The sequence below is a fragment of the Rhodohalobacter mucosus genome, assembly GCF_003150675.1.
Classification (GTDB): Bacteria; Bacteroidota; Rhodothermia; order Balneolales; family Balneolaceae; genus Rhodohalobacter; species Rhodohalobacter mucosus.
Map to the genome: position 1 here is coordinate 270,349 of NZ_QGGB01000010.1, position 23,808 is coordinate 294,156.

Consider the following 23,808-nt stretch of genomic DNA (forward strand, 5'->3'; position numbering starts at 1 on the left):
ATACTTCTACGAAATATTACTTAATTATTTCAACTATCCTATTTAAAGAAATGCATCATGAAAGCGGTAGATTTTTTTTGCGGGGCTGGAGGCGTTACATGTGGTTTTCGACAGGCAAATGTTGATGTGCTTGGGGGTATTGATGTCGATGACGTCTATAAAGATACTTATGAAAGGAATAATCCTGGCTCAAAGTTTATCCATAAAGATATTTCTAAGCTTAGTTACGAAGAGTTACAAGAGCAAATTGCAATTGAGAAGGATGATGACAATTTAATCTTCATTGGGTGTAGTCCTTGTCAATACTACACAAATCTCAAAACTGACAAGACTAAATCGAAGAATTCACGTCTACTTCTGAAAGATTTTCAAAAGTTTGTTGATTATTTCAATCCCGGATATATTTTCATTGAAAATGTACCTGGGTTTGATAAAAGCAAAGACAGTCCTATTGCCAAATTCAAAGATTTTCTTAGCATAAAGAATTTTGTATTTGATGATAAGGTCATAAATGCCAAATACTTTGGAGTACCTCAAAATAGGCGAAGGTATGTTCTGATAGCAACACGTATACAAACACAAATTTCAATTCCAGAAGGGGATAAGAAAAACCTTAAAACTGTCGAAGATGCAATTGGTAATTATGATGAATTTCCTCCGGTAGAAGCTGGTCATATTGATAAAACAGTTTTCATGCACACTGTTGCAGGTTTAACAGATATAAATCTCAAGAGAATTAAAAAAGTTAGTAAGGACGGTGGCAATCGACTTGATTTTTCCGATGATGTAAATCTGCAATTGGATTGTTATAAAAACCATAGTGGACATACGGATGTTTATGGCCGTATGAGTTGGGATAAACCTGCCCCGGCCATAACAACCAAATTTCGATATACATCAAGCGGGAGATATGGTCATCCAGAACAAGACAGAGCTATATCTATTCGTGAAGGAGCTACCCTTCAATCGTTTCCAAAAGGATATGTTTTTTATGCTAATAGCCTTTCTGCTATAGGCAAAATGATAGGAAATGCTGTTCCACCAAAACTTGCTGAAGAAGTTGCCACAGTAATCACAGATTAAATATCATTCATATGGCTGAAAAGAAAGAGCTCTTGATGAGTTTTGATCCTCATACAATAGAGCATTTGGGGGTTAAGATGTATTCAAACTTACCTAATGCTTTAGCAGAACTGATTGCAAACGCATACGATGCAGATGCTGAGACAGTTATTATTAATTTATATGATGATGAACAGGGTAAAAGAATACAAGTAACCGATGATGGATTCGGTATGTCTTTTGAGGATCTAAATGATAAATTTTTGAGAATAGGTAGAAAAAGAAGACAAGAGGGTGATCGAAAAAGTCCAAGTGGAAAAAGAAAAGTAACTGGTAGAAAAGGTCTGGGAAAATTAGCCTTTTTTGGTTTAGCAGAAACAATTGAAATTGAAACTATTACGAAAGATTCAGCAGAGCAGGTTAATTTCACATTAAGTTGGAATGAGTTAATAGGTACCGAAGGTTCAGATTATAAACCAGAATTTAAAATTGTTGAGACTCATGAAAAGAATCATGGTACAGAAATCTTATTGAAAGATCTGAAACGTAAATCTGCATTCGACAAAGAAGGATTGGCAGTAAGTCTGTCAAAGCTTTTTAATCTGTTTGATAATACATTTCAAGTTTATCTGTCCCTAAATAATGATGAACCAATACAAATTGATGAAAAATTAAAGTTCAAAAATATTGAACCTCAATTCGAGTGGGAATTTCCTAAGTTTCTAGATAATGTTGCGGCGGAATATGATCATTCTAAATTGATTAATGGTAAAATTTTATCAACTGAAAAACCTCTCAAGCCTGGTTTAAGAGGTATTACTTTGTTTGCAAATGGCAGGCTTATAAACGCCCCTGAATTTTTTGGTGTCTCTGAATCAAGTCATGGTTACTCTTACTTTACTGGTTGGCTGGAAGTTGATTACGTTGATGATTGGGAAGAAGATGTAATCTCTACAGATAGACAATCTTTAAGTTGGGATCTTCCAAAAACAGAAGAGCTCAGAAAATATCTCAGACAGATAATGTTTGAGATAGAAAGAAACTGGAGAGAAAAACGAAAAGAGGTTCGTAGAGAAAAAGTTCAAGAGAAGACAGAATTGAACATTCAAGACTGGTTTGAAAAACTGCCTGTTGAAATTCGTTCAAGAGTTGCTCCTATAATTGATAGGTTAGAAGACTCTGAGTTACAGGACTCAGAACAAGCTGAGGTGGTAAAAAATTTACATGAAATCGCTCCAGAGTATCCTTACTATCACTGGAGACATTTACATCCTGCAATCCATGAAGTTGCTAAAGATGATTATGAGAAAGAAGATTATCTGAGAGCTGCAATTGAGGCTCTTAAGCAGCTTGAAGAACTTGTAAAACAAAAAAGCGGAATAAACAATAGAACTGGTTTCAATTTAATGGAAACTGTATTTGGATCCGACAATTCCGTTTTATTACTTACTGAAAATACCACAAGATCCGAGAAAAATATTGAAAATGGTCAAGAGTCATTGTCAAAAGGAATTATGATGGGGTTTAGAAATCCCGCTTCTCATGATTTTAAAAAAGATATCTTTCCGAAAATATTCAATGATCGTGATTGTTTAGATCTATTGAGTTTAACATCTTATCTAATTCATAAAGTGGATCAATCTAGTAGAAGATAATAAAATAGATGAGTTTTAAACCATAATGAATTTAGAACTTTCTGATTTACTACAATCCTTAAATGCTATAAACGCTAATCATCAGCTTAAAAACTATATTGATCTTATTCAATTTCCTTTCTACCGGAATCTTGAACTCAACAGCAGAATAAATTTTGATTTTCCTTTTACCGTATTTGTTGGACCAAATGGATCAGGTAAAAGTTCTACACTTCATGCTTTATATGGTGCTCCAGAAGGACAGACTCCGTATGACTTTTGGTTTGATACTGCAGTAGATCCTATTAAATATTATAGTGACGAAAAGAAGCGTCATAGCTTTTTCTATTCTTATAAAGATCAAAATGGTGCTAATCTAGAAGTTGTTAAAGCAAGAATTAGAAGGAGTGGAAATCCAAATTATTGGGAAACAAGCCGGCCGCTAAAATGGGCGGGAATGAGACCGATTCCAGATGATGAAGATCGGGAACGGAATCCACCAATCAAGAAGAATGTAATTTATCTTGATTTCAGATCAGAACTAAGTGCGTTTGATAAATATTTTTACTTTCGTGAACCGACACACCTTAAATCAAGAAATAAACAAGAATATCTAAGAAGAAAGTCAAAGCAATTACAAAAGGTTTTTTTAGGTACTACACAAATTGTTCATGGACCCCATCAAAGTTGGCAAAACAAAACACTAAAAAATTTAACAGAAGAAGAAATTAAGGCAATTTCATTCATCTTAGGTAGAGAATATGTTAGTGGTAAAATTGTAGAGCATAAGTTTTTTACAGACTGGGGATTTTCGGTCAAATTTAAAACAAATCTCGCATCATATTCCGAAGCTTTTGCAGGTAGTGGAGAAGTGGCAATAGTAAAATTAATTACAGAAATAAATGAGGCACCCAACTATTCGCTAATTTTACTGGATGAACCGGAGGTTTCATTACACCCTGGAGCACAGCATCGACTTAAATTATATTTATTGGATCAAATTAAAAGAAAGAAACATCAAATTATTCTTTCAACTCATTCACCAACTCTGATAGAAGATCTGCCAAAAGAAGCGATTAAGGTATTTTATCAAAATCTTTCTTCAGGTAGATTTAAGATTGATCAAGACCGAACGTACAAAGAAGCTTTCTATCATTTAGAATTGCCAAATCCTGAGAAATATGAAATAATTGTTGAAGATGTTTTATCTAAAAAAATTCTGGAAGCAGTGATACAAAGTCTGGGCCACGGAGCTGTTTCAACAATAGAAGTCAAATTTTTTCCTGGAGGAAGCTCGATTATTAAAACCGACTTTCTAAAGGTATATAGTCAAAATGATAATACTACACGGTTTATTGTATTAGATGGAGATGAAAAGAAAGTTGATCGACATGTTAACCCAGATAGTTTAACTGATGCTGAAAAAACGGAAGAAATTCTAAGCGAGCTCATAAAATCTCAGACTGGGATAAAAATCTCATTTCATCCTAATAGCTATGATGAAGGAGGGCAGGTTGAAGGAAAAATTGATCTAATGCTTCGTTACTTGAAATACTATAATGAATGTGTCTATTACCTACCAGCCCAACAGCCAGAGGAGATTATCTGGAATAGAGATTATGCTGAAAGCATTTTAGGTGTCCGTGATGATAAAGAAGAAGTCTGGGATGAAGTTGAAAGCGAAGAAAATTTTAAATCGAAATTTTATATCCTAAAAAAGGCTTTATTTGATACAGATGAGAAAATTGACAATCTATATTCTATGTTTATAAAGCAATGGGTCAATAAAAAAGATGACAATTTTGAGAGCATCGTTAATTTGATTAATCGCATAAGAAATCACTAATGGCTGAGGATTGGACAAGAAATGAAGTAATTGCCATAGTAAGCGACTATTATGACATGCTCAAAAAGGAGTTGTCTGGAATAGATTATGTCAAAGCACAGCATCGCAGAAATGTTGTAAAATTACTAAATGACAGATCTGAAGGATCCATTGAATTCAAACATCAAAATATAAGTGCTGTTCTCATCGAAATGGGCCTGCCTTATATCCCAGGTTACAAACCTCGGGGTAATTATCAGCAGTTGTTAAAAGAAGAAGTAGAAAATTACTTGAGTCTACACCCAGAATTGGATGAGGTGATTGGAAATTTTTTGAATGCCGATCTGAAACTTCCACAACTCGATGCTTTTCTAAACAGTGAAGTAGAAGTTCCGAAATTCGAAATCAAAGTAGATGAACCGTTTCTCAGCTACACTGGTAGGTTGGAACGGAATTATTACAAACAAGAGCTTAAAAATAAAAAATTAGGATTGCTAGGCGAAGAATTTGTCATCAACTATGAGAAACAAAGACTAATCAATCTCGGGATGAAATCTTATTCCAATAAAATCGAGCACATTTCTCAAACAGATGGTGATTCTGCTGGATTTGATATTCTATCATTCAGTGAAGACGGAAAAGAAAAATTCATTGAAGTTAAAACAACTCAAATGGGTAAAGATGCCCCTTTTTACTTTACCCGTAATGAGTTCAGTTTTTCTAAATCAAACGCTGATAAATACAGTCTTTACAGGCTATTCAATTTCAGGAAAGATCCTAAATTTTATCAGCTTAAAGGTTCTTTGAAAGAAACCAGTTACAACTTGCCTACAGAGTATTTGGGTTGGCCGAAGTGAATGCGATGTAATATTTGATAACAATTATTTAATTAGTAGAGATCTGCTTAAGCAAAACTTTATGTGATTTAGCCACAAAGTTTCTTACAAGTTGTCGACCCCATATTATTTGCTTACCCAAGCATCAAGAAGTCCGCCCTATTCATTAAGCGGATTGCCAACCGACCAAAACTCGGGCACTGTGACCAAATCAATGCGGGGGAGGAAATGTTCAACCGCACAATCGTCCCCCCGAATTTCGGGGCAATGACCAAATATGGAATATGCCTTTCACCATTTTGCAGGATCCATTAAACAATTATTCCTATACCACCTCAAAAGTCAACCAAATTGGGAAACCTTACCCTGAATGACGAACAGCTTAGTCGGCTTAACAGCTCCTATGCCCAGGCCGGCGTCAAGTGGCTGGCCATGTTTGGCGGCCTGTGGGCCGAGGTGCTTGAAATGAAGAACGGCCTGCTGGTGCTCTCAATTACCTGGCCCAAACACGCTGTTCAAACCGGCTATCGGCATGAGAAAATCGGGCTGCTGCTTCGGATCCTCTTCCGGTGTCGTGCATCCTCCGACTATGATCTGCTCAATGGCCTGAGGCGGGTCTACATCCTTTCCTCCATTGACAACAGCGGCGGGGGAAAATATTCAACCGCACAACCGACCAATGTTCAATGACCAGTGGGGGAAACGGCGGCTATTTTTGCTGTTCCTGGTTCGGTTGATTTGCCACGGAGAGAAGAGTGTGAAATGTTCAACCGCTCAACAGATCAATGTTCAATGACCAATGGGAGAGCCGGCGGCTATTATTGCTGTTCCTGGTTCGGTTGACTTGCCACGGAAGGACGGGGGGAACAGGGGGGAATGATCAACCGCTCAACCGAGCAACTGATCAATTACCAAGCGGGGAAGCAGTCAGCTTTCAGCTATTTCCATGGTAATGGATTGGTTTATTTGCCACGGAAGCACGGAGGAAAATTCGACTTGAGTATTGTGTTTTGAGACGGGCTTACTACAGTGTACAGTATGTCAGTCGTAAGGCAGAAGGCTCCACTACGCTAACTAGTTCGCGAATGCTTCGTAGTTCAGGAAGCTTACACAGGCAGAAGGCAAAAGCATGCCCTGAGCGGAGTCGAATGGGTGAAAAGTGAAAAAAGATGCAGCCTGATTCAATACTCCACTTTGTCGGTTGTGCGGTTGTTCGGTTGTGCGATTGGTCGGTTTCCTCCGGTTGTCGGTCGCTCTACAAAATTCAGGGATTGACAACGTTTGACGTCTGACGTTTGACGTTTCGCTTCGCGGTTCTACGCTTCGCTTCGAATCCCCTCCCACTTTATCGGTTTCTCTGTTTCTCTGATTCTCTGTTTCTCTGTTCGTCGGTTGCCTTGAGCTTTCGTGGCGGCGCGGGACGAGCTCCTTGTTTACTCCAAAATCCAATGCGCCGCCATCTTCAATACACCGGAGCCTGTCATGTCGACTGAGTGATCCGTCAGCCGACGGAGAATGCACGGCCCCGTAGGGATCGCTATGCCAAGACATCCCCTAACGTGGTTCCTGGGCAGGCTTTGGCAGGACGTACGGGTATGTCAGTGCAGCGATCTGGGTGTCGAGGCATGGGTCCAGTCCCCACGGGACACACCCCTGGTATTGCCTGCGGCAACACCTTCCCCTCTCCAGAGGGGACTTCTTTCCGTCTTACATCTCACTTTATCGGTTTCTCTGTTTCTCGGTTCATCTGTTCTTCTGTTCGTCTGTTTCTCCGTTCCTCCGTTCCTTCCCATTATTCCGGCTTATGATGAACATAAATAATTCTTATGGTACTTCTATCCGATATTAACATTACTTTATGCGCGGCAAAAATGAACCCCGGACATAGCGGCTAAGGTGATGCACCGGCCGGGCTGCTCCGGGTCATCCCCCATGACGAACAGACACAAATGGATTTCCTGGCAGATTTCTTCATACGGTTCCTGGTACAGTTTCAATCACCCACGCTGGGCTTTTTGATCGGCGGCATGCTCATTGCCGCGCTGGGCAGCAAGCTTAAAATTCCCAACCCGATCTACCAGTTTGTGGTGTTTATGCTGCTGATGAAGATCGGGCTAAACGGCGGGATTGAGATCCGCGAGGCGAACCTGTTTGCCATGGCCCTGCCGGCGTTCTTCTCCATCCTGATCGGGCTGGCAATTGTGCGCGTGGGCATCGCCATCTTCGGCCTGCTGCCGGGCGTGAACAGTGCGGACGGCTTTGCCACGGCGGGCCTGTTCGGGGCGGTAAGCGCCTCCACCCTGGCCGTTGCCATTGTGATGCTGGAGGAGGAGGCGATCGCCTTCGAGGCGTGGGCGCCCGCGCTCTACCCGTTCATGGACATCCCCGCGCTCATCCTGGCCATCGTAATGGCCAATATTCACATGAAGAAAGAGGAGAACGGCGGAGGAGAGGTGGACGTGAATGTGTGGGGGATCGTGAAAGAGAGCCTGCGCGGATCCGCCCTCTCGGCCCTGCTGCTCGGCCTGGCGCTGGGACTGTTTACCAATTCCGGCTCGGTCCTCGAGTCGTTCTATGAGCCGCTCTTTCGCGGGTTTCTCTCCATCCTGATGCTGATTATGGGCATGGAGGCGTACGACCGCATCAAGGAACTGCGCAGCGTGGCCCACTGGTACGCCATCTACGCAGGGTTTGCACCGCTGCTGCACGGACTCATTGCGTTCGGACTGGGCTACATCGCGCACCTGCTGGTGGGATTCAGCCCGGGCGGGGTGATCATCCTGTCGGTCATCGCTTCGTCGAACTCGGATATTTCGGGTCCGCCAACCCTGAGGGCCGGCATTCCATCGGCCAATCCTTCTTCCTATATTGGCGCATCCACCAGCGTGGGAACACCCGTGGCCATTGCGGTGGCCATCCCGCTGTTCATTGCCCTTGCGCAAATTGTATTTGATATCTAAACGTCACGCTATCTCACTGACAACATCCCGGAGGAGACGATTATGACATACCACAAAGCGAAAAAGGTTGTAATTATTGCGGAAAAGATGCTCTCTGAAAAGATCTGCAGGATCATCGATGCCAGCGGTGCGCGCGGTTACACGGTGGTGCCCGCAGGCGGCCGGGGCGCCCATCACAAGCACTACACCTCCGAACGCGCCTCAGTTGTGGACGATTTTGCAACGGTGAGAATCGAGGTTGTCGTGAACAACAAAACCACTGCCGAGGAGATCGGCAATCAGGTTGTGGAGCAGTGTTTTGACAAGTATTCGGGCATTGTGTACCTGGAGGATGTGGAGGTTTTAAGGCCGGGTAAGTTTGGGGGTAAGTAGTGAGTATTGGGTATTGGGTATTGAGACATAGGTCCCGCCCCTGCCGGACACACCCCTGGTATTGCCTGCGGCATCACCTTCCCCTCTCAAGAGGGGACTTCATCACCGCCCCTCACGTTTGACGTCTGGCGTTTGGTATCTCATCTTTCCCCTATCCCTTTCTCGGTTGTTCTGTTGCTCGGTTGCTCTGTTTGTCTGTTTATTCCGGTTGTTCTGTTCGTCGGTTTCTTTTCTCCGCCAATGGCGGCAATTTGGGTGTCGAGGCATTGGTCCCGCCCCTGCCGGACACACCCCTGGTATTGCCTACGGCAACACCTTCCCCTCTCCAAAGGGGACTTCTTCACCGCCCCTCACGTTTGATGTCTGACGTTTGGTATCCCATCTTTCCCCTACCCCTTTCTCGGTTGTTCTGTTGCTCGGTTGCTCGGTTCGTCTGTTCATCCGTTCATTCATTCATCCGTTCGTCTGTTTCTCCGTTCCTCCGTTTCCCATGTTTCACAAATCCTGCCGTTTGTCTATGTTGCCTGTAGACTCTTTTCCATGATGCTGATACGGATCAACCAATAACCAAATCCCACTCGCCATGCGCCAGATTGTAAACACTTCAAACGGCGGCTATGATGTTCTGGAGGTGCAGGAGGTTGCGGACCTCGCGCCATCCGACGATCAACTGCTGATCCAGGTAAAAGCCTCCGGGCTCAATTTTGCCGATATCCTCGCACGCAAGGGGCAGTACCCCGACGGCCCGGACAAGCCGTGCGTGATGGGCTATGAGGTGTCCGGCATTGTCGCGGATGCAGGTTCCAGGGTAAGCCGGGAGTGGATCGGCAAGGAGGTGCTGGCCATCACCCGGTTCGGCGGGCAGGCGGAGCAGGTGCTGGTAAAGGAGAACCAGGTTCACATCAAGCCGGAGCGGCTCTCGTTTGAAGAGGCCGCCACGCTGCCGGTGAACTACATCACCGCGTGGGTGCTGATCGTGGTGATGGGCGGTCTGCGGGCCGGGGAATCGGTGTTGATCCACAACGCGGGTGGCGGCATGGGCCTGGCCCAGCTCGACATTGCGCGGCACATCGGAGCCACAACCTATGGAACCGCCAGTCCGCGCAAACACGATTTTCTGTCCGACCGCGGACTCGATCACGCCATCGACTACCGCACGGGCGACTGGCTGGAGGAACTGATGGACCTGACCGACGACCGCGGCGTGGAGCTGATCACCGATCCGCTCGGCGGCAGCCACTGGAAGAAGAGCATGAAGGCGCTGCGATCAACGGGACGCCTGGGCATGTACGGCATCTCGACGGCCAGCTCGGGCGCCAGCAATCCGGTTGCGTCCACCTTCCGCATGCTCAAGACCCTGGCCGGGATGCCGATCTACCATCCGCTGCCGCTTATCGGCAAGAACCGGGGCGTGTACGGGGTGAACCTGGGCCATCTATGGCACGAGGCCGACAAGGCGTCCGGCTGGGTGAGCGACATCCTGACCGGCGTGGAAGAGGGATGGATCAACCCGCACGTCGACACCACCTTCTCCTTCGACAACGCCGGCGAGGCGCACCGCTACATTGAGGAGAGAAGGAATATCGGGAAGGTGATTTTGGTGCCGGAGTGATGAAGTGTTCATGTGTTAAGGGTGCTGAAGTGTCTTTTGTTGGTTGTTAGTGGTCCGTTGTGAGTAGTTGGTTTCTCTTTTCATTGGTTTCCTGTCTTTTTTACATGCGGCGCGGGAAAGGCTTGACACTATCCCATAACCTATGCGCCGCCCTTCCCTACCATGACAACTGTCATGTCGACCGTAGGCCGCAGGCCAGAGCGGAGACATCCCCGTATGTGGTTCTGGGGCAAATTTTTGTAAAACCTACGGGTATGCATGGTGAGGAGATCCCTCCGTTCGTTCTTCGTCCCCCGCCTTTTGGGACAGTATAGCGAAGACATCCCCATTCGTGGTTCTTGGGCAGGCTTGGCAAAACGTAAGGGTATGCGTGGTTAGGGGATCCTTCCGGTCGTGGTTCCGGGGCAGGCTTTGAAAGAACGTAAGGGTATGCATGGTCAGGGGATCCCTCCGCTACGGCCTCCGGCCTCCGGTCGGGATGACAAGTACGCTGTGGGTACTTGTGCGGCGCATCCGGATCTCAATTGAACCACTATTTTCCCGCGGCGCATGGAGTGTGTCAGGCAGTGGGCAGAAGGCAACATACTGCCATAGTTCGAATTCCCCTACTTTGTCGGTTCATCGGTTGGACGTTCCTCTGTTCTTCTGTTTCCTTAATTTTTAATGGCGGCGCAGACCGAACCCAACTGTTTTCTCCAAATTCCTATGCGCCGTGCTTTAATAACACCCGCACATGTCATGTCGACCAAATGAGCGGAGCGAATGCGTGGAGACATCCCCATGCGTGGTTCTGGGGCAGGCTTGGCAAAACGTAAGGGTATGCGTGGTCAGGGGATCCCTCCGCTACGGCCTTTGGCCTCCGGTCGGGATGACAAGTACGCTGTGGGTACTTGTGCGGCGCATCTGGATCTCAATTGAACCGCTGCTTTCCCGCGCCGCATCGGGCACATAAGAGACTAAGGGAAAAATATGTAAGGAGTCTGGGATTTCGGGTTCTTACAAGTATGAATAGAATAAAGAGCTACAACGTTTACATCATGACCAATGCTCATCACACCGTCCTGTATACGGGAATGACAGGACGAAGCCTGAAACGAACCGCCGAGCATAAATCCATGCAGATGCCGGGTTTCACGAGTCGCTATAAAGTGACGAAACTGGTGCACTGGGAATCATATGCAGACGTACACGAAGCCATTGCCAGGGAAAAACAGATCAAGCGATGGAGCCGTGAAAAGAAAATTGCATTGATTGAAAAATATAATCCCGAATGGAGGGATTTGTATGATGAGTTGCTGTTGAAAAGGAAGTAATTCACTCCCGCGGCGCTGGAAGATCTCACTTCTTTCCCAAAACCCTGCGCGCCGCGCCTTAATGACACACGCACCTGTCATGTCGACCGTAGGCCACAGGCCGGAGTGGAGACATCCCCATGCGTGGTTCTGGGGCAGGCTTTGAAAGAACGTACGGGTATGCATGGTCAGGGGATCCCTCCACTTTGTCGGTTGCTCGGTTTCTCTGTTCTTCTGATCTTCTGTTCTTCTGTTCCTCTGTTCCTCTGTTCTTCTGTTTCATTTTTTTCCCACTTCTCTTGCAAACCTTGGCCGAAGACGCGTACTTACGCAGTGACTATTTACTAACTCCAGATAACCTTGCCATGTACCGTATTCTCTTTTCTATTCTGTTTGCAGGACTCCTTTTTCAAACCGGTTACCCGCCTGCTATTGCACAAGATCTGAAACCGTTCACACCGGATGAGATGCTCGAGGTGGAGAACATCAACATCACCGGCATCACTGACGACGGTCGATTTGCGGCCGTGTCTGCCTCCACCCAGCGCGACCGGCTTGGGGTTGATCACTTCCGGTTTGCCGATCCGACCTATCTGCAGCAGCGCACCTCCCGCCTGTATGTTTTGGATACGGAGAACGGAGAGCAGCACGAGGTCACCGATCGTCCGGAGGTGATTCAGAACACGGCATGGTCGCCCGATAACCGCACACTGGCCATTGTTATGATGGACGGGCAGCAAGTAACGCTCCATCTGTATGATGCCGGGCGGCAGCGCCTTCGTGAGCTGCGGCCCCGTACCGGCCTGGAGATCGCATCCAATACCGGTCTCGACTGGACGCCGGACGGATCCGGGTTAATCCTGTCGCTGCGGGCCGATGGCTGGAGGGCGAAGGCCGACTCGATGTACACGGCTATCAACGACGGACCCATTGTGATCCAGGATTCCAACAACGATTTTTTGGCATGGGACCGCGTCTGGAATCAAAACAGCACCTCTCTCCTGACATTTCTTGATATAGATTCGCGTGAGGTGACAGAGTTGACAGACGAAGGGATGTTTGACTCCCTCAATATCGCGGAGGATGGCTCTTTCGCCGCCATCACACAGGAATTTCCCCTTCGTACGGATTATACGCGATCGGATGACGCCACCGAATACCTGATGTACACCGTCAGCCTGAACAATCCGGCTCAGCGCGATACACTGGTCTCCCGGACAACGGATTCACCCGATGCGGAGTGGGATCCTGCAGGCACCCGGTGGGCGTGGTCGGATGAGGGCAAAGTGTTTATCCGTCATATTGCGGATACCGCGGGAATTGAGATCACCGCAGATCGTTACGAGTTTGTTGAGGAGGAGGATACCACAAGCCTGGAGTTCCGTTTCGACCGGTGGAGCCAGAGCGGCGAATCGGTGCTGCTGCGCTCCGATAAGGGATATCATCTTGCCGGGACCGACACGGCAGAAACCGATATGGAGCTGATCTATCGATTTCCGGAAGATGAGGATAGCGAACCCCGGCGAAACCTGATGCACTGGTCCGAAAATGAAGGTCATCTCTATTTCACCACCTCCGCACGTGACGAATGGCAGCGCGGCATGGTGCGATACAACATTGACACTCAGGAGATGGAAACCCTGCTTGTGGACGACCAACTCTATTCGGACTGGAATTTTGCGGAAGATGCCGATCTCCTGGTCTTTGAACGCGCAGAGGGTAACCATCCCACCGAGGTGTTTGCAAGTAGCTATGACCTGAGCGATCTTCGCAGGCTGACCGCCTTCAGCGACTGGCTGGATGAGTATGCGATTCCTGAAACCGAACTGATTCAGTATATGGACGTGGATGCGGACACCCTTTACGGCGTTCTCTATTACCCGGCCAATTACGAGGAGGGCGAGAAATATCCGCTGATCGCCTATATCTACGAGAATTTCTTTGACAACAACTTTAACGCACTGGCCAACGTACTCGCCAACCGCGGGTATTTTGTGCTTCGTCCCTCCGTGGACCTGGAACAGGGCTATCCCGGCGAGGGCTGGGTGAAGGGCGTAACCACCGCTATTAACAAGCTGATGGAGAGAGGTTTGGTGGATGGCACAAAACTGGGCGTGGAAGGGATCAGTTATGGCGGGTACGGCGCCAACTTGCTCATCACCCAAACGGATCGCTTCGCAGCGGCCATCAACAATTCAGGCAAGGTTAACATGATCAGTTTCCTGGGCGACAGCCCCAAAATCGGCACCCGGAACTATTCAGCCGCTGAAGTGGGGCAGGACCGGATTGGTCAAACCTTCTGGGAGGCGCCGGATAAATATGTAGCCCACAGCGCTGTCTTTTTTGCCGACCGCATCACCACCCCGCTTCTGATTCTGAGCGGTGAGGGCGACTGGAACGTACCCGCAGACAATCAGCGGGAGATGTACTACGCGTTACGCCGCCTGGACAAGCCGGTAAAATGGATAAACTACATGAACGCCGGACACGGCGCCGGCCTGGCAGGCACCGAAGAGGATTTTTACCACCAATGGGAAACGGTGTTTGAGTGGTATGAGGAACATTTTGAAACAGATGAACAGACGAACTGACAAATGGTAAACTGATGAAGTGCTGGAGTGAGATGGCAGAAATGAAAAGTAAAAAGCAGTCCGTAAATTTCAATCTATCTACAGCATCTACTTCCTCGGTTTGTCGGATTCCTTGACTCTTTGAGGCGGTGCGGGAAGAGCCTGAATCTATCACATATCCCTGTGCGTGGTTCTTGGGCAGGCCTTGGCAAAACGTACGGGTATGCGTGGTCAGGGGATCCCTCCGCTTCACCGTCCCGAAAGACTCGGAACGGTTCCGGTCGGGATGACAAGTACGCTGTGGGTACTTGTGCGGCGCATCCGGATCCCAAATTGAACCATTTCTTTCCCGCGCCGCAGTAACGTATCTCCAGCCCCTACCGGACACACCCCTGGTATTGCCTGCGGCAACACCTTCCCCTCTCAAGAGGGGACCTTTTCACCGCCCCTCACGTCTCACGTTTGACGTCTGACGTTTGGTATCTCACCTTTTCCCTACCACTTTATCGGTTATGCGGTTGGTAAGTTTCTCCCGGTTTCTTTTTCTCAATACAAGAAACCGAACATCCAAAGCGGTATACGGTTCAGATAAGGGTGTTCCAGATCGTCGAGGGCGAGCCAGGCATTGTTCTTATTTCTGATCTGCGAGTTATCTTTTGAAGGGCCGCCGATTTCGAATATCCTATCTCCGTCAATAATGAAATCTCCGGTTTTAGCCAGTTCAACTACATGCCCTGCATTGCGCAGCTGGTTTACAAAAAACGTTTCGCGTAATGTACCGCGCCCGGGATTTGGCTTCAGCGCATGACTCAGATTGGTATTCTCAAGATAAATTTTGTCCGGCTTGCGGAGAGCCGCTGCGCCGCGCGTAGAACGACTCAAAAGGTTCAGCAGCCTTGCACGGTCCAAATTCCACAGGTAGGTTTTTACCGTATCCCTCCCCAATTCAAGCCGGCCTGCAATTTTTGAAATATTAGGCTCAAACGGAACCGATTCAGCAATTACTCCCAGCAATTTTTTCATCTTGATCGTATTCGACGCCGAATACTCCTCAACAATCTGCAGGTCGACCTCCATTACTGTGTTGATCACCTGGTGGAGTAATTGTTGAAAAGACTCATCACTTTTCGTCACCGAAAATGGGAAATAACCGTTTTTCAGATACTCATTAAAAAGCGGAATGGGCTTTAGAACTGAAACTACGGGTTCACTTACCTGTTTGGGGTCTTTCAGCATCTCATCCAATGTGAAGACCGGCAATTTGTGCTGATATTTCAATTCCAGAAATTCTCTGAAAGAGAGACCCGGAAGTTCTTTGGTTAGGGCACGCCGGCTAAGGTCTGCCTCCCCTTTTAAAATGTCGAGCACCGATGAGGCGGTGAAAATGACCTGAAGTTCCGGAAATCCGTCATAGATATTTTTTAGCTCACGCGACCAATTCGGATATCTGTGTATTTCATCTATCAATAACAGCGTTCCACCGTATTTTCTGAACTGACCGGAGAGATCGAATAACGTGTGATCATAAAACCAAGGGTGGTCGGCAGTTACATATAGAGAATGTTCTCTGTCGGGTGCCGAATATTTGAGATATTGGAGCAGCATCGTCGTTTTACCCGTCCCCCGCAAACCTGTGATCCCCAAAAACCTCTCATTCCAGTTCAGCTTATCATAAAGGCTCCGGAAAAACGTATCGGAAACCTGATTCAGCACATCTTCCTGATATTCGTATAAAGAATCCATATTTTTGACTTGAATTGAAGTCAAAAATAATATCAAATTGACTTGTAAACAAGTCAATTAATAAATGCCCGAATCAAAGCCAGATCATTTGTTCATTTCAGCCGTTTCACTTTTTCTGCTTTTCCGTTGCTCTGTTCATCATTTTCTTTCGGTTTCTTCTCCCTGGCGGCGCGGGAAGAGCCTGAATCTATCCCATATCCCTGTGCGTGGTTCTTGGGCAGGCCTTGGCAAAACGTACGGGCATGCGTGGTCAGGGGATCCCTCCGCTTCACCGTCCCGAAAGGCTCGGAACGGTTCCGGTCGGGATGACAAGTACGCTGTGGGTACTTGTGCGGCGCATCCGGATCCTAATTGAACCATTGCTTTCCCGCGCCTCAGTAACGTATCTCCGCCCCTACCGGACACACCCCTGGTATTGCCTGCGGCAACACCTTCCCCTCTCAAGAGGGGACTTTTTCACCGACCCTCACATCTCACGTCTGACGTTGACGTTTGGTATCTCACCTTTTCCCTACCACTTTATCGGTTCATCGGTTGGACGTTCCTCTGTTCTTCTGTTTCCTTAATTTTTAATGGCGGCGCGGAACAAGCTCCTTGTTTACTCCAAAATCCAATGCGCCGCCAGATTCAATACCCGGAACCTGTCATGTCGACTGAGTGATCCGTCAGAAGACGGAGAACGAACGGAGACATCCCCATGCACGGTTCTGGGGCAGGCTTGGCAAAACGTACGGGCATGCATAGTCAGGGGATCCCTCCGCTTCACCGTCCCGAAAGGCTCGGGACGGTTCCGGTCGGGATGACAACTGCATGGCATGCCGTTGTGCGGCGCATCCGGATCCTGATTGAACCATTGCTTTCCCGCGCCGCAGTAACGTATCTCCAGCCCCTACCGGACACACCCCTGCTATTGCCTGCGGCAACACCTTCCCCTCTCAAGAGGGGACTTCACCCCGTCTGACGTTTCCCATCTCACTTTCTCGGTTGGACATTTATCGGTTCTTCTGTTCTTCCGTTTCCCTAAAGTTCCACCCGGTTGCTGATGTAGTTATCATAGTACTTCATCTGGACGATCTCGCCGTCGTCATTGCGGATAAAACGCATGCTCTCGCCATCCTCGCCATTGTCGCGGATGCGTACAAAATGGTCTTTATCCACTCTGCGGTAGGTGTTGAACCCACCCGGATTGTCGGCCGGAAGCCCCATCCTAACCAACTTGTCGCCCCAGGTTCCCACATAACTGGTGGATCGCATCACCTGCCCCTGGTAGTATCCGGCGTATTCAGCCAGCTCTTCCGCCATCTCTTCCTCAGCAGGCTCAATGCTTTTCGCTTTGGAGAGGATGCTGTGAATGCCCCGTGCGTACTTGGATGGATTTGGATTGCTGCTGTTGATCATCACCGAGTAGGCCATCTTGGTTTCCGGATTCATCATCAGTGTGGTTTTGTATCCCGGGCAGTGTCCGCCATGGCCTACCCATTTTTGATCGTCCGGACCTTTGTAGACTGAAAAACCCAGTCCCCAGCTGGTGCCGAAATCGCTGTCCATCCAGTGGATGTTGTGCATGTTTTTGATGGTTGCCGGATGCAGGATCTCCTCTTCTTCTGCGTCATAGAGACGGAATTGCCAGGCCGCAAAGTCGGCCAGGTCTTCCACCGTGGAGCTGAATCCGGCAGCGGGGGTTACCCCGTTGGGCTCAAACATCGGCAGCCTTTCCTGTACTCCTTCCATGGTTTCACTGGAGTGCCCGACAGCCAGCTGATCGCCCCAAAGGTCTTCGGGCATGTCGGGGCGCGTATCCTCCATATCCAGGGGATTCAGAATAAGGGTGTTCACATAGTCCTCAAAGCTCTGGCCACTCACTTCCTCAACCACATATCCCAGCAGCGCCATGGCAAGATTGCTATACTGGAAATAGGTGGATGACGGGTAGAGGGTTTGCTGCTCTTCCAGCCTCTCCAGAATCTCCTCCTTGGTGGGGAACTCCAGATCCGGATCGGTCCAGTGCGACCATGCATTTTCTCTGGGGAGTCCGGATGAGTGTGTCAGAAGTTTGCGAATGGTGATCGGTCCGCTGAGCTCATACTGCTGTGGAAGATCATATTCCGGCAGCAGGTCCTGTATCTCATCATCCAGGCGAAGCTCGCCGTCCTCATACAGGTTCATAATGGCGATTGAGGTAAACAGCTTGGAGATGGAGCAGATGCTGCAGATGGTGTTTGGCGACATCTCCAGCCCTGTATCCGGGTTGGCCATACCATAGGCGCCTTTCCAGATCACCTCCTGATCCTGCAGCGCGATCGCGCTCACACCGGGCAGTTCGTCATATTTTTGCATGGCATCCAGCCACACGTTTACCAGTATTACTGCCTCTGTATAGTCTGTTTTGGTTTCCTCTTCTTCCGAATCCTGTCCAAAAGAGAGTCCGCTCATACCGAGCATGCAGACAAGTAAAAGTCCCAAAATCCTGTATATCATCCGTCAATCCCCAATTAAAATTTGATGCATTTCTGTTCAAGAGATTAATTGACGGAAAACCGATCATTTTTGCAAGGATTTTAGTTTCGAGGAGTTGTTTATTGTCTGTTGTTGGTGGTTGGTGGTGAATTGCGGGTTGTCGGGGCCTGCGTTCGCAGGCTTCCTGCCAATTTATTTACGGCGCGGGAATGGATATGCTCTGCCCGTTAACCTCATGCTCCACTTCTCCCCGTCTCACTTCTCACTTCAGCCTTCCGCCTGCTCCTCGTAGCGTTCTTGAACTATGAAGCATTCACGAAGTAACTGGCGTAGTGGAGCCTTCCGCCCTTAAACCGCTCCCTGAACGGAAGCCTTCACTTTTGAAAAGGAGATTGGTTTGCTGAAGCAATGTGTAAAGCCAGATGGCTCCCTTTGCAGGCTGCCGGTCCGGGATGAAGACAATCGGCGGCGGCTTCTGCGCTCACGGCTTCCGGGAGTAAGGCCGATGATGACCGGATTGTAGATTTTTCGGATCTGTTGTGCAATTGAAAAACCGTCGGGGGTGTATTTGAGCGGATTATCGAGCCAGATAATATCGGGGCGCACCTCAGCGATCTTACTGAGCACTTCCTGTCCAAAGGAAGCGGCGCCAACCAGATCCTGTCCAAGCTGATAAATCAACATCTCAAGCAGCAGCGCCTGGTCGTGCATGACCGACTGCGACGATTCGTCTCTGATTATAAATGCGGTTTGGCGTCTCACGTGTCTAGTTTCTCGTCTTTTTTCTACAGATTGCTGTATGTAATCAAATAAGCGTACATGACTGAGTTTTAAACTAATGAGCATACTCCGAATGACCGGAACGGTTCCCGGCGTTCAGGCCGGCAGATGTCGTTCCATCATCCACATGTACTACAAATAAAGAGAGATAAAGCCGCCAATCGTTGCAAAATATTTGTGCTTCAGCTTCATTTTAGGTGATTTAACGGATCGTCGCAGAAAACACCGATACCGCGTTTTACCCGTGCATGGTGCGGGTATGAGGCATTTGGAGGGGAATGGCTGTTAGAGTCAGTTCCGGATAAAAGATTCTTGAGAAGTGTGCCTTTTTCCCCGCAGTGATCCCTATTGAAAGGGTGATGAAGTAAGGCTTATGAGCTTATTTCTAAATGTTAATTCCGTGACAAGATCTGAATTAACGCCCGAACTCTCCTTGCAAAAAAGGAAGATCACTTTTCCAGTTTATCTCTGCAAACGCACGTTACTTGAGAAACTGTTTTTCGAACTTGTGGATATTTTCGTCGGTCCCCGCTATGATAATTTCATCATCCTTGTTAAACGTAAAACTCTCGGGAGGAATGTCTGTTATCTTCTCTCCTTCACGAATTACGGCCAGAATCGTGCAGCCGGTTTCAGACCGCACATCATTCTGTGCAAGGCTGGCCCCTGCAAGATTTCCCGCCGGGAGCTGTACCAGATCGATCTGTTTTTCCGCAGCCAGAGAGGTTTCGTCATCAAAAATACAGGATGCCAACATTCGTCCGCTCACCGTCGCAAGCGACTGTACATAGTCGGCCCCGGCCTGATAAAGTTTCTTTACATCGTCCGTTTCATTCGCCCGCACGATGATTCTTGCACTGTCATTCATTTTCCTGGCAAGAAGCGTTGCGAATAACGCCGTGGTATCATCCTGGATGGTAATAATGACTGCGGAAGCATCATTGATCCCACCGCGCTCCAGGGTATCTGACATCCGGATATCTCCCACCACATCCACTCCCTCTTTTTCTGCAATATCGATAATCGTGACCTCAATGCTTTTGCTGTCGAGCAGGTCTGCGGCAGCTTTTCCTGAGATGCCGTATCCAAGCACCAGCACATTGCTGCGGCGAAAATGACGGATTTTAGACTCAGCCTTGCGGGTAAGCTGCTCCAGCTCTTCCCTGTCGCCCGCTACAAGCAGCCGGGTTTTGGACGTCAGTGTAAGTTCGGGCGGCACCGGGGTGATAAACTCCCCGTTTACCCATGAACCGATCACATTGATTCTGAACTGATTCAGAAGATTGGCCTCGGTTACCGTCAGGTTACAAAGTTCACTGCCCTCTTCAATATCCATTTCAACCAGCTCGATATTGCTGTCGATTTCAACGCTGTTTTTGATGGATATGGCCGGAATCTGAAGGGCAAGGCTTTTCCCAATCAGCTGCCGTGGAGAAATGGTGATATCCGCACCCGCAAGCTGAAAATACTCCTCCATGGTTTCATCGCGCAATATGGCAATCTTCTTGGTCTTTTCTTTATTCAGGGTATTTTTCGCTGAAAAAAGTATGCTGATGCTCCTATCGGCCGCTGAGTGGACAACCAGTGCGAGTGATTTTTTGAGGCATGCACGATTCAGCACATCACCCTGCTCGGGATCACCTGCCATCACATTCAAACCTGATGCAATCAGCTCCAGCGCTTTCTGTTCATCCTCCTCAATAATGACATAGTCTTGCTCACGCGAATTGAGTTCCCGGAGCAGCGCATCCACCAGGGGCGAATATTCGCAAATAATCACATGACCGTTTTTTGTGACCTTGCGCGGCGCCGACTTGCTTACCACATCTTTCAGGTAAGGCAGAATAAATACGGGAAATGCGATAAAAACGAGCGCAACACCCGTGAAATTCATCCAGATCACGAAGTAGTTCAGAAAATCGTGCTCCCAGGGGGAAAATCCACCATAGCCGCTGGTTGTCAGCGACTCCACCACAACCTGCAAAGACTGTGCAAAGGTGACTGTCTGCCCTTCCAGGTAGAACATTGACCAAAGAAAAATCTCCGCATAGCTTACCACAATGGCCGCGACCACGACCAGTGATAACAGGATTTTGCGAATCAGGTTTTCTCCCATTTTATCTTCTTTTTGTCACCTTAATGCAGATTCAGCCCTGTTTACAACTTACCAAAGCCGGAAAACAGTTTCACTCCAGTTCAGGAACTCTTTGCTCAAATCGGGCTTATGCAAGAATATTTTCGTCACCGGAATCTGCTACAAATACGCAGGCCGAACGGGTTTGCTCTACATAGGAGCGCAACGTTTCCATATCCGGCTCATCCGGCAGCCCAAAGAAGTCGACATCCGCGTGGGGTGCATTCCCAAGTGCATCCTCAAACGTGCCGATCTCCACATGCGGAATTACTCCTTTTAGCCTGGCAACATCCAGAAGGTCTTCCAGGTATGCATGAGCAGCTTCCTCCTGGCCCTCCTCTACCACAACAATCACTCTCATTCTGGCTCCCCAGTTTTTCTTGAGCTTATATCCCGACAAAAGGGCAAGATCAATATTGCCCAGATCCATGCTCAGGTCCCAGTCCGGGCTCTGTTCCCTCAGCCACACATTAATGCTGTCGCTCCTGCCCAGCTGTGCCACATTGTCTTCCACATAGAGCTGAACTCCCATTTCGTTGGCCCGTGCTTCAGAAATCAAGGTCAGCAGTTCATCCTCATTCTCCTGCCCCGGCTGAAGCCGTAAGAACAGAATATTGGGTTTGAAAAATGTGCCCTGAAGGGTTTGAAGAGAGTTTAGAAGAGCCAAATGGAAGTCATCTGATTTAATAACCGACCAGCGTGTATATACGTTTTCACGGCTGAAGGCGGACGACATGTTCATCAGGCCTTCTGAAAGCTGCTCAATGCGGTCCTGCCCCGTAATGCCAATGAGCTTGACGGATCCTCTTGGATACACAAGATTTCGAATGAGGCTGAAACTTCCGCGCAGCTCCCGTGAACTCTGAACCGGAACCAAAAGGTTCGCTTTCCAGGCACGCTCATTTTTTTCGGGGAGCATTGATACATGTTTGGCTGCCCACTCCGCAATTGAAACAAAGAGCCCGCTGCGCATATCGCCATAGGGTACCTCCAGCTTCCTCTTCACCAGATAGAGATATGCACCCACCACCAGGCTGATGGCAACCAGTCCAAAACTGGGATTGATGATAAACATAGTAAAAAGGCAACCCAGAGTGCCTATCACGGGTACAAACCGGGGAATGGTAAAGGTGGGCCGAAAACTGATCATGTCGAGGCGCTGCTCGATAAACACCACCATATTAATCATGGTGTACGTAATGAGAAAAAACATGGTGATGAGCGGTGCAATGCTGTTGAGATCGCGCAGCATCAGGGTCGCCACCACAACACCTCCCGTAAAAAGAATGGCGTTGCGCGGTTCTCCGTTGCCGGCAAGTTTTGAGAAGAAAGACCCGCCGGGAAAGATGTTATGATCACCCAGTGCCTGCAAAATTCTCGGCGCTCCCACGATGGATGACAGGGCGGATGAAAAAGTAGCCCCAAGCAGGCCTCCAAGCACGGCCGAAGGCCAATAGGCGTAGTCGATCAATACGTTATAATTGCTTACCAGCTCTTCGGGAGTTGCGACACGGGAGAGCCACCAGCCCACAAGTACATAGACTACAAAGCTGATTGCAATGGCCGCAAGGGTACCAAATGGAATGCTTTTTTTCGGATTTTTAAGCTCTCCCGACATATTAACCCCTGCCATAATCCCTGTCGCAGCAGGAAAAAAGACGGCAAACACTATCCAGAAGCTAACGGTTGAGCCATCGTCTCCTCCGCCCGGAAAGTTACCGACCCATTGCGGATCTGTCGTAAATACACCGGTAAACGCGCTCACCGCAACCGAAATCAAAGCTCCGATGATCACAGCCAGAATGATATACTGTATTCTGAAGGCAAGGCCCGCACTAAGATAGGCCACAATAAAGAGGGTTACGAACACCGTAAAATCAACCATCAGTGCAGGGTGTTCGGGAAAAATATAGAGCCACCCCTCCCTGAAGCCGAAGATATACATACTGATGGCAAACGTCTGTGCCAGATAGAGCGGAATTCCCACACTGCCACCCACTTCCAGACCCAGGGATTGCGAAATAATGGAGTAGGCACCTCCAGCCCTGATCCTGATATTTGTGGTGATACATGACATGGAGAGCGCTGTAAACGTCACGATAATAAAGGCAAGACTGATGATTCCGATACCACCCAGCAAACCCGCGTTGCCAATTACCCAGCCGTGCCGAACAAACAGAATTACGCCCAGTATTGTGAGCAGTGTGGGTACAAATACTCCGGCGAAGGTGCCGTATTTTTTCCTGACAGTCGATTTTTGTTCATCAACCTGCTCCTGAAGCGTCTCCGGTTGCGGCTCGTCCATGGACTTCATCTGACCAAAGGTTAAAAAAACAAGCTATTTTATTAATCTAACCAGAGAATTCCATTCATGCACGTGAGAAATGCAGGTTTCAAGGTGCAGGGTGCAGGGTGCAGGGTGCAGGGTGCAGGGTGCAGGGTGCAGGGTGCAGGGTGCAGGGTGCAGGGTGCAGGGTGCAGGGTGCAGGGTGCAGGGTGCAGGGTGCAGGGTGCAGGGTGCAGGGTGCAGG

Annotated in this window: 16 protein-coding genes; 11 read left to right on the plus strand and 5 right to left on the minus strand. The window is 48.1% G+C overall.

The features are described from left to right. Nucleotides 1–57: 57 nt before the first annotated feature. The 11 genes from DDZ15_RS15410 to DDZ15_RS15460 all read left to right on the plus strand — a co-directional run bounded on the left by DDZ15_RS15410 (nucleotide 58) and on the right by DDZ15_RS15460 (nucleotide 14,184). Entirely contained in the window at nucleotides 58–1,083 is a 1,026-nt protein-coding gene (locus DDZ15_RS15410) for a DNA cytosine methyltransferase (protein WP_109648006.1), read from the plus strand. Nucleotides 1,084–1,094: 11 nt separating this feature from the next. Beyond that, nucleotides 1,095–2,717, plus strand: coding sequence for a TIGR02391 family protein (locus DDZ15_RS15415; RefSeq protein ID WP_109648007.1), 1,623 nt, complete (start codon nucleotides 1,095–1,097; stop codon nucleotides 2,715–2,717). A gap of 25 nt (nucleotides 2,718–2,742) precedes the next feature. Beyond that, nucleotides 2,743–4,542, plus strand: coding sequence for an AAA family ATPase (locus DDZ15_RS15420; protein ID WP_109648008.1), 1,800 nt, complete (start codon nucleotides 2,743–2,745; stop codon nucleotides 4,540–4,542). After that, on the plus strand, nucleotides 4,542–5,378 hold the full coding sequence (locus DDZ15_RS15425; RefSeq protein ID WP_109648009.1) for a protein NO VEIN domain-containing protein: 837 nt from the start codon (nucleotides 4,542–4,544) through the stop codon (nucleotides 5,376–5,378). Before DDZ15_RS15420 ends, DDZ15_RS15425 begins: the two co-directional genes overlap by 1 nt. Before the next feature lie 330 nt (nucleotides 5,379–5,708). Further along, nucleotides 5,709–6,047, plus strand: a complete 339-nt coding sequence (locus DDZ15_RS15430; protein ID WP_109648010.1) for a hypothetical protein — start codon at nucleotides 5,709–5,711, stop codon at nucleotides 6,045–6,047. A gap of 1,259 nt (nucleotides 6,048–7,306) precedes the next feature. Beyond that, the gene (locus tag DDZ15_RS15440; RefSeq protein WP_109648012.1) at nucleotides 7,307–8,317 is read left to right on the plus strand and encodes a sodium-dependent bicarbonate transport family permease; all 1,011 of its coding nucleotides are present in this window, start codon (nucleotides 7,307–7,309) and stop codon (nucleotides 8,315–8,317) included. Between the two features lie 42 nt (nucleotides 8,318–8,359). Then, nucleotides 8,360–8,689, plus strand: a complete 330-nt coding sequence (locus DDZ15_RS15445; RefSeq protein ID WP_109648013.1) for a P-II family nitrogen regulator — start codon at nucleotides 8,360–8,362, stop codon at nucleotides 8,687–8,689. Between the two features lie 583 nt (nucleotides 8,690–9,272). Beyond that, nucleotides 9,273–10,301 carry a zinc-binding dehydrogenase gene (locus tag DDZ15_RS15450; protein ID WP_109648014.1) on the plus strand — a complete coding sequence of 343 codons (1,029 nt, stop codon included), beginning with the start codon at nucleotides 9,273–9,275 and terminating at the stop codon, nucleotides 10,299–10,301. A gap of 733 nt (nucleotides 10,302–11,034) precedes the next feature. After that, nucleotides 11,035–11,253: a hypothetical protein gene (locus DDZ15_RS16635; RefSeq protein WP_146198615.1), complete on the plus strand. Its 219-nt coding sequence runs from the start codon at nucleotides 11,035–11,037 to the stop codon at nucleotides 11,251–11,253. Nucleotides 11,254–11,305: 52 nt separating this feature from the next. Beyond that, nucleotides 11,306–11,614 carry a GIY-YIG nuclease family protein gene (locus DDZ15_RS15455; protein ID WP_109648015.1) on the plus strand — a complete coding sequence of 103 codons (309 nt, stop codon included), beginning with the start codon at nucleotides 11,306–11,308 and terminating at the stop codon, nucleotides 11,612–11,614. Between the two features lie 344 nt (nucleotides 11,615–11,958). Continuing rightward, on the plus strand, nucleotides 11,959–14,184 hold the full coding sequence (locus DDZ15_RS15460; RefSeq protein ID WP_158278741.1) for a prolyl oligopeptidase family serine peptidase: 2,226 nt from the start codon (nucleotides 11,959–11,961) through the stop codon (nucleotides 14,182–14,184). A gap of 525 nt (nucleotides 14,185–14,709) precedes the next feature. Here the strand turns inward: DDZ15_RS15460 and DDZ15_RS15465 are convergent. The 5 genes from DDZ15_RS15465 to DDZ15_RS15490 form a co-directional block, all read right to left on the minus strand. After that, on the minus strand, nucleotides 14,710–15,906 hold the full coding sequence (locus tag DDZ15_RS15465) for an ATP-binding protein (RefSeq protein ID WP_109648017.1): 1,197 nt from the start codon (nucleotides 15,904–15,906) through the stop codon (nucleotides 14,710–14,712). A gap of 1,020 nt (nucleotides 15,907–16,926) precedes the next feature. Continuing rightward, complete coding sequence (locus tag DDZ15_RS15475) at nucleotides 16,927–18,384, minus strand: serine hydrolase domain-containing protein (protein ID WP_109648019.1); 1,458 nt, start codon at nucleotides 18,382–18,384, stop codon at nucleotides 16,927–16,929. Between the two features lie 327 nt (nucleotides 18,385–18,711). Further along, nucleotides 18,712–19,125, minus strand: coding sequence for a response regulator (locus DDZ15_RS15480; RefSeq protein WP_146198616.1), 414 nt, complete (start codon nucleotides 19,123–19,125; stop codon nucleotides 18,712–18,714). A 499-nt stretch (nucleotides 19,126–19,624) separates the two neighbouring features. Then, nucleotides 19,625–21,259 carry a potassium channel family protein gene (locus DDZ15_RS15485; RefSeq protein WP_109648021.1) on the minus strand — a complete coding sequence of 545 codons (1,635 nt, stop codon included), beginning with the start codon at nucleotides 21,257–21,259 and terminating at the stop codon, nucleotides 19,625–19,627. 106 nt (nucleotides 21,260–21,365) lie between these two features. After that, a complete protein-coding gene (locus DDZ15_RS15490) occupies nucleotides 21,366–23,591 on the minus strand; it encodes an amino acid permease (RefSeq protein ID WP_199222987.1) in 2,226 nt (741 codons plus the stop codon). Nucleotides 23,592–23,808: the final 217 nt, after the last annotated feature.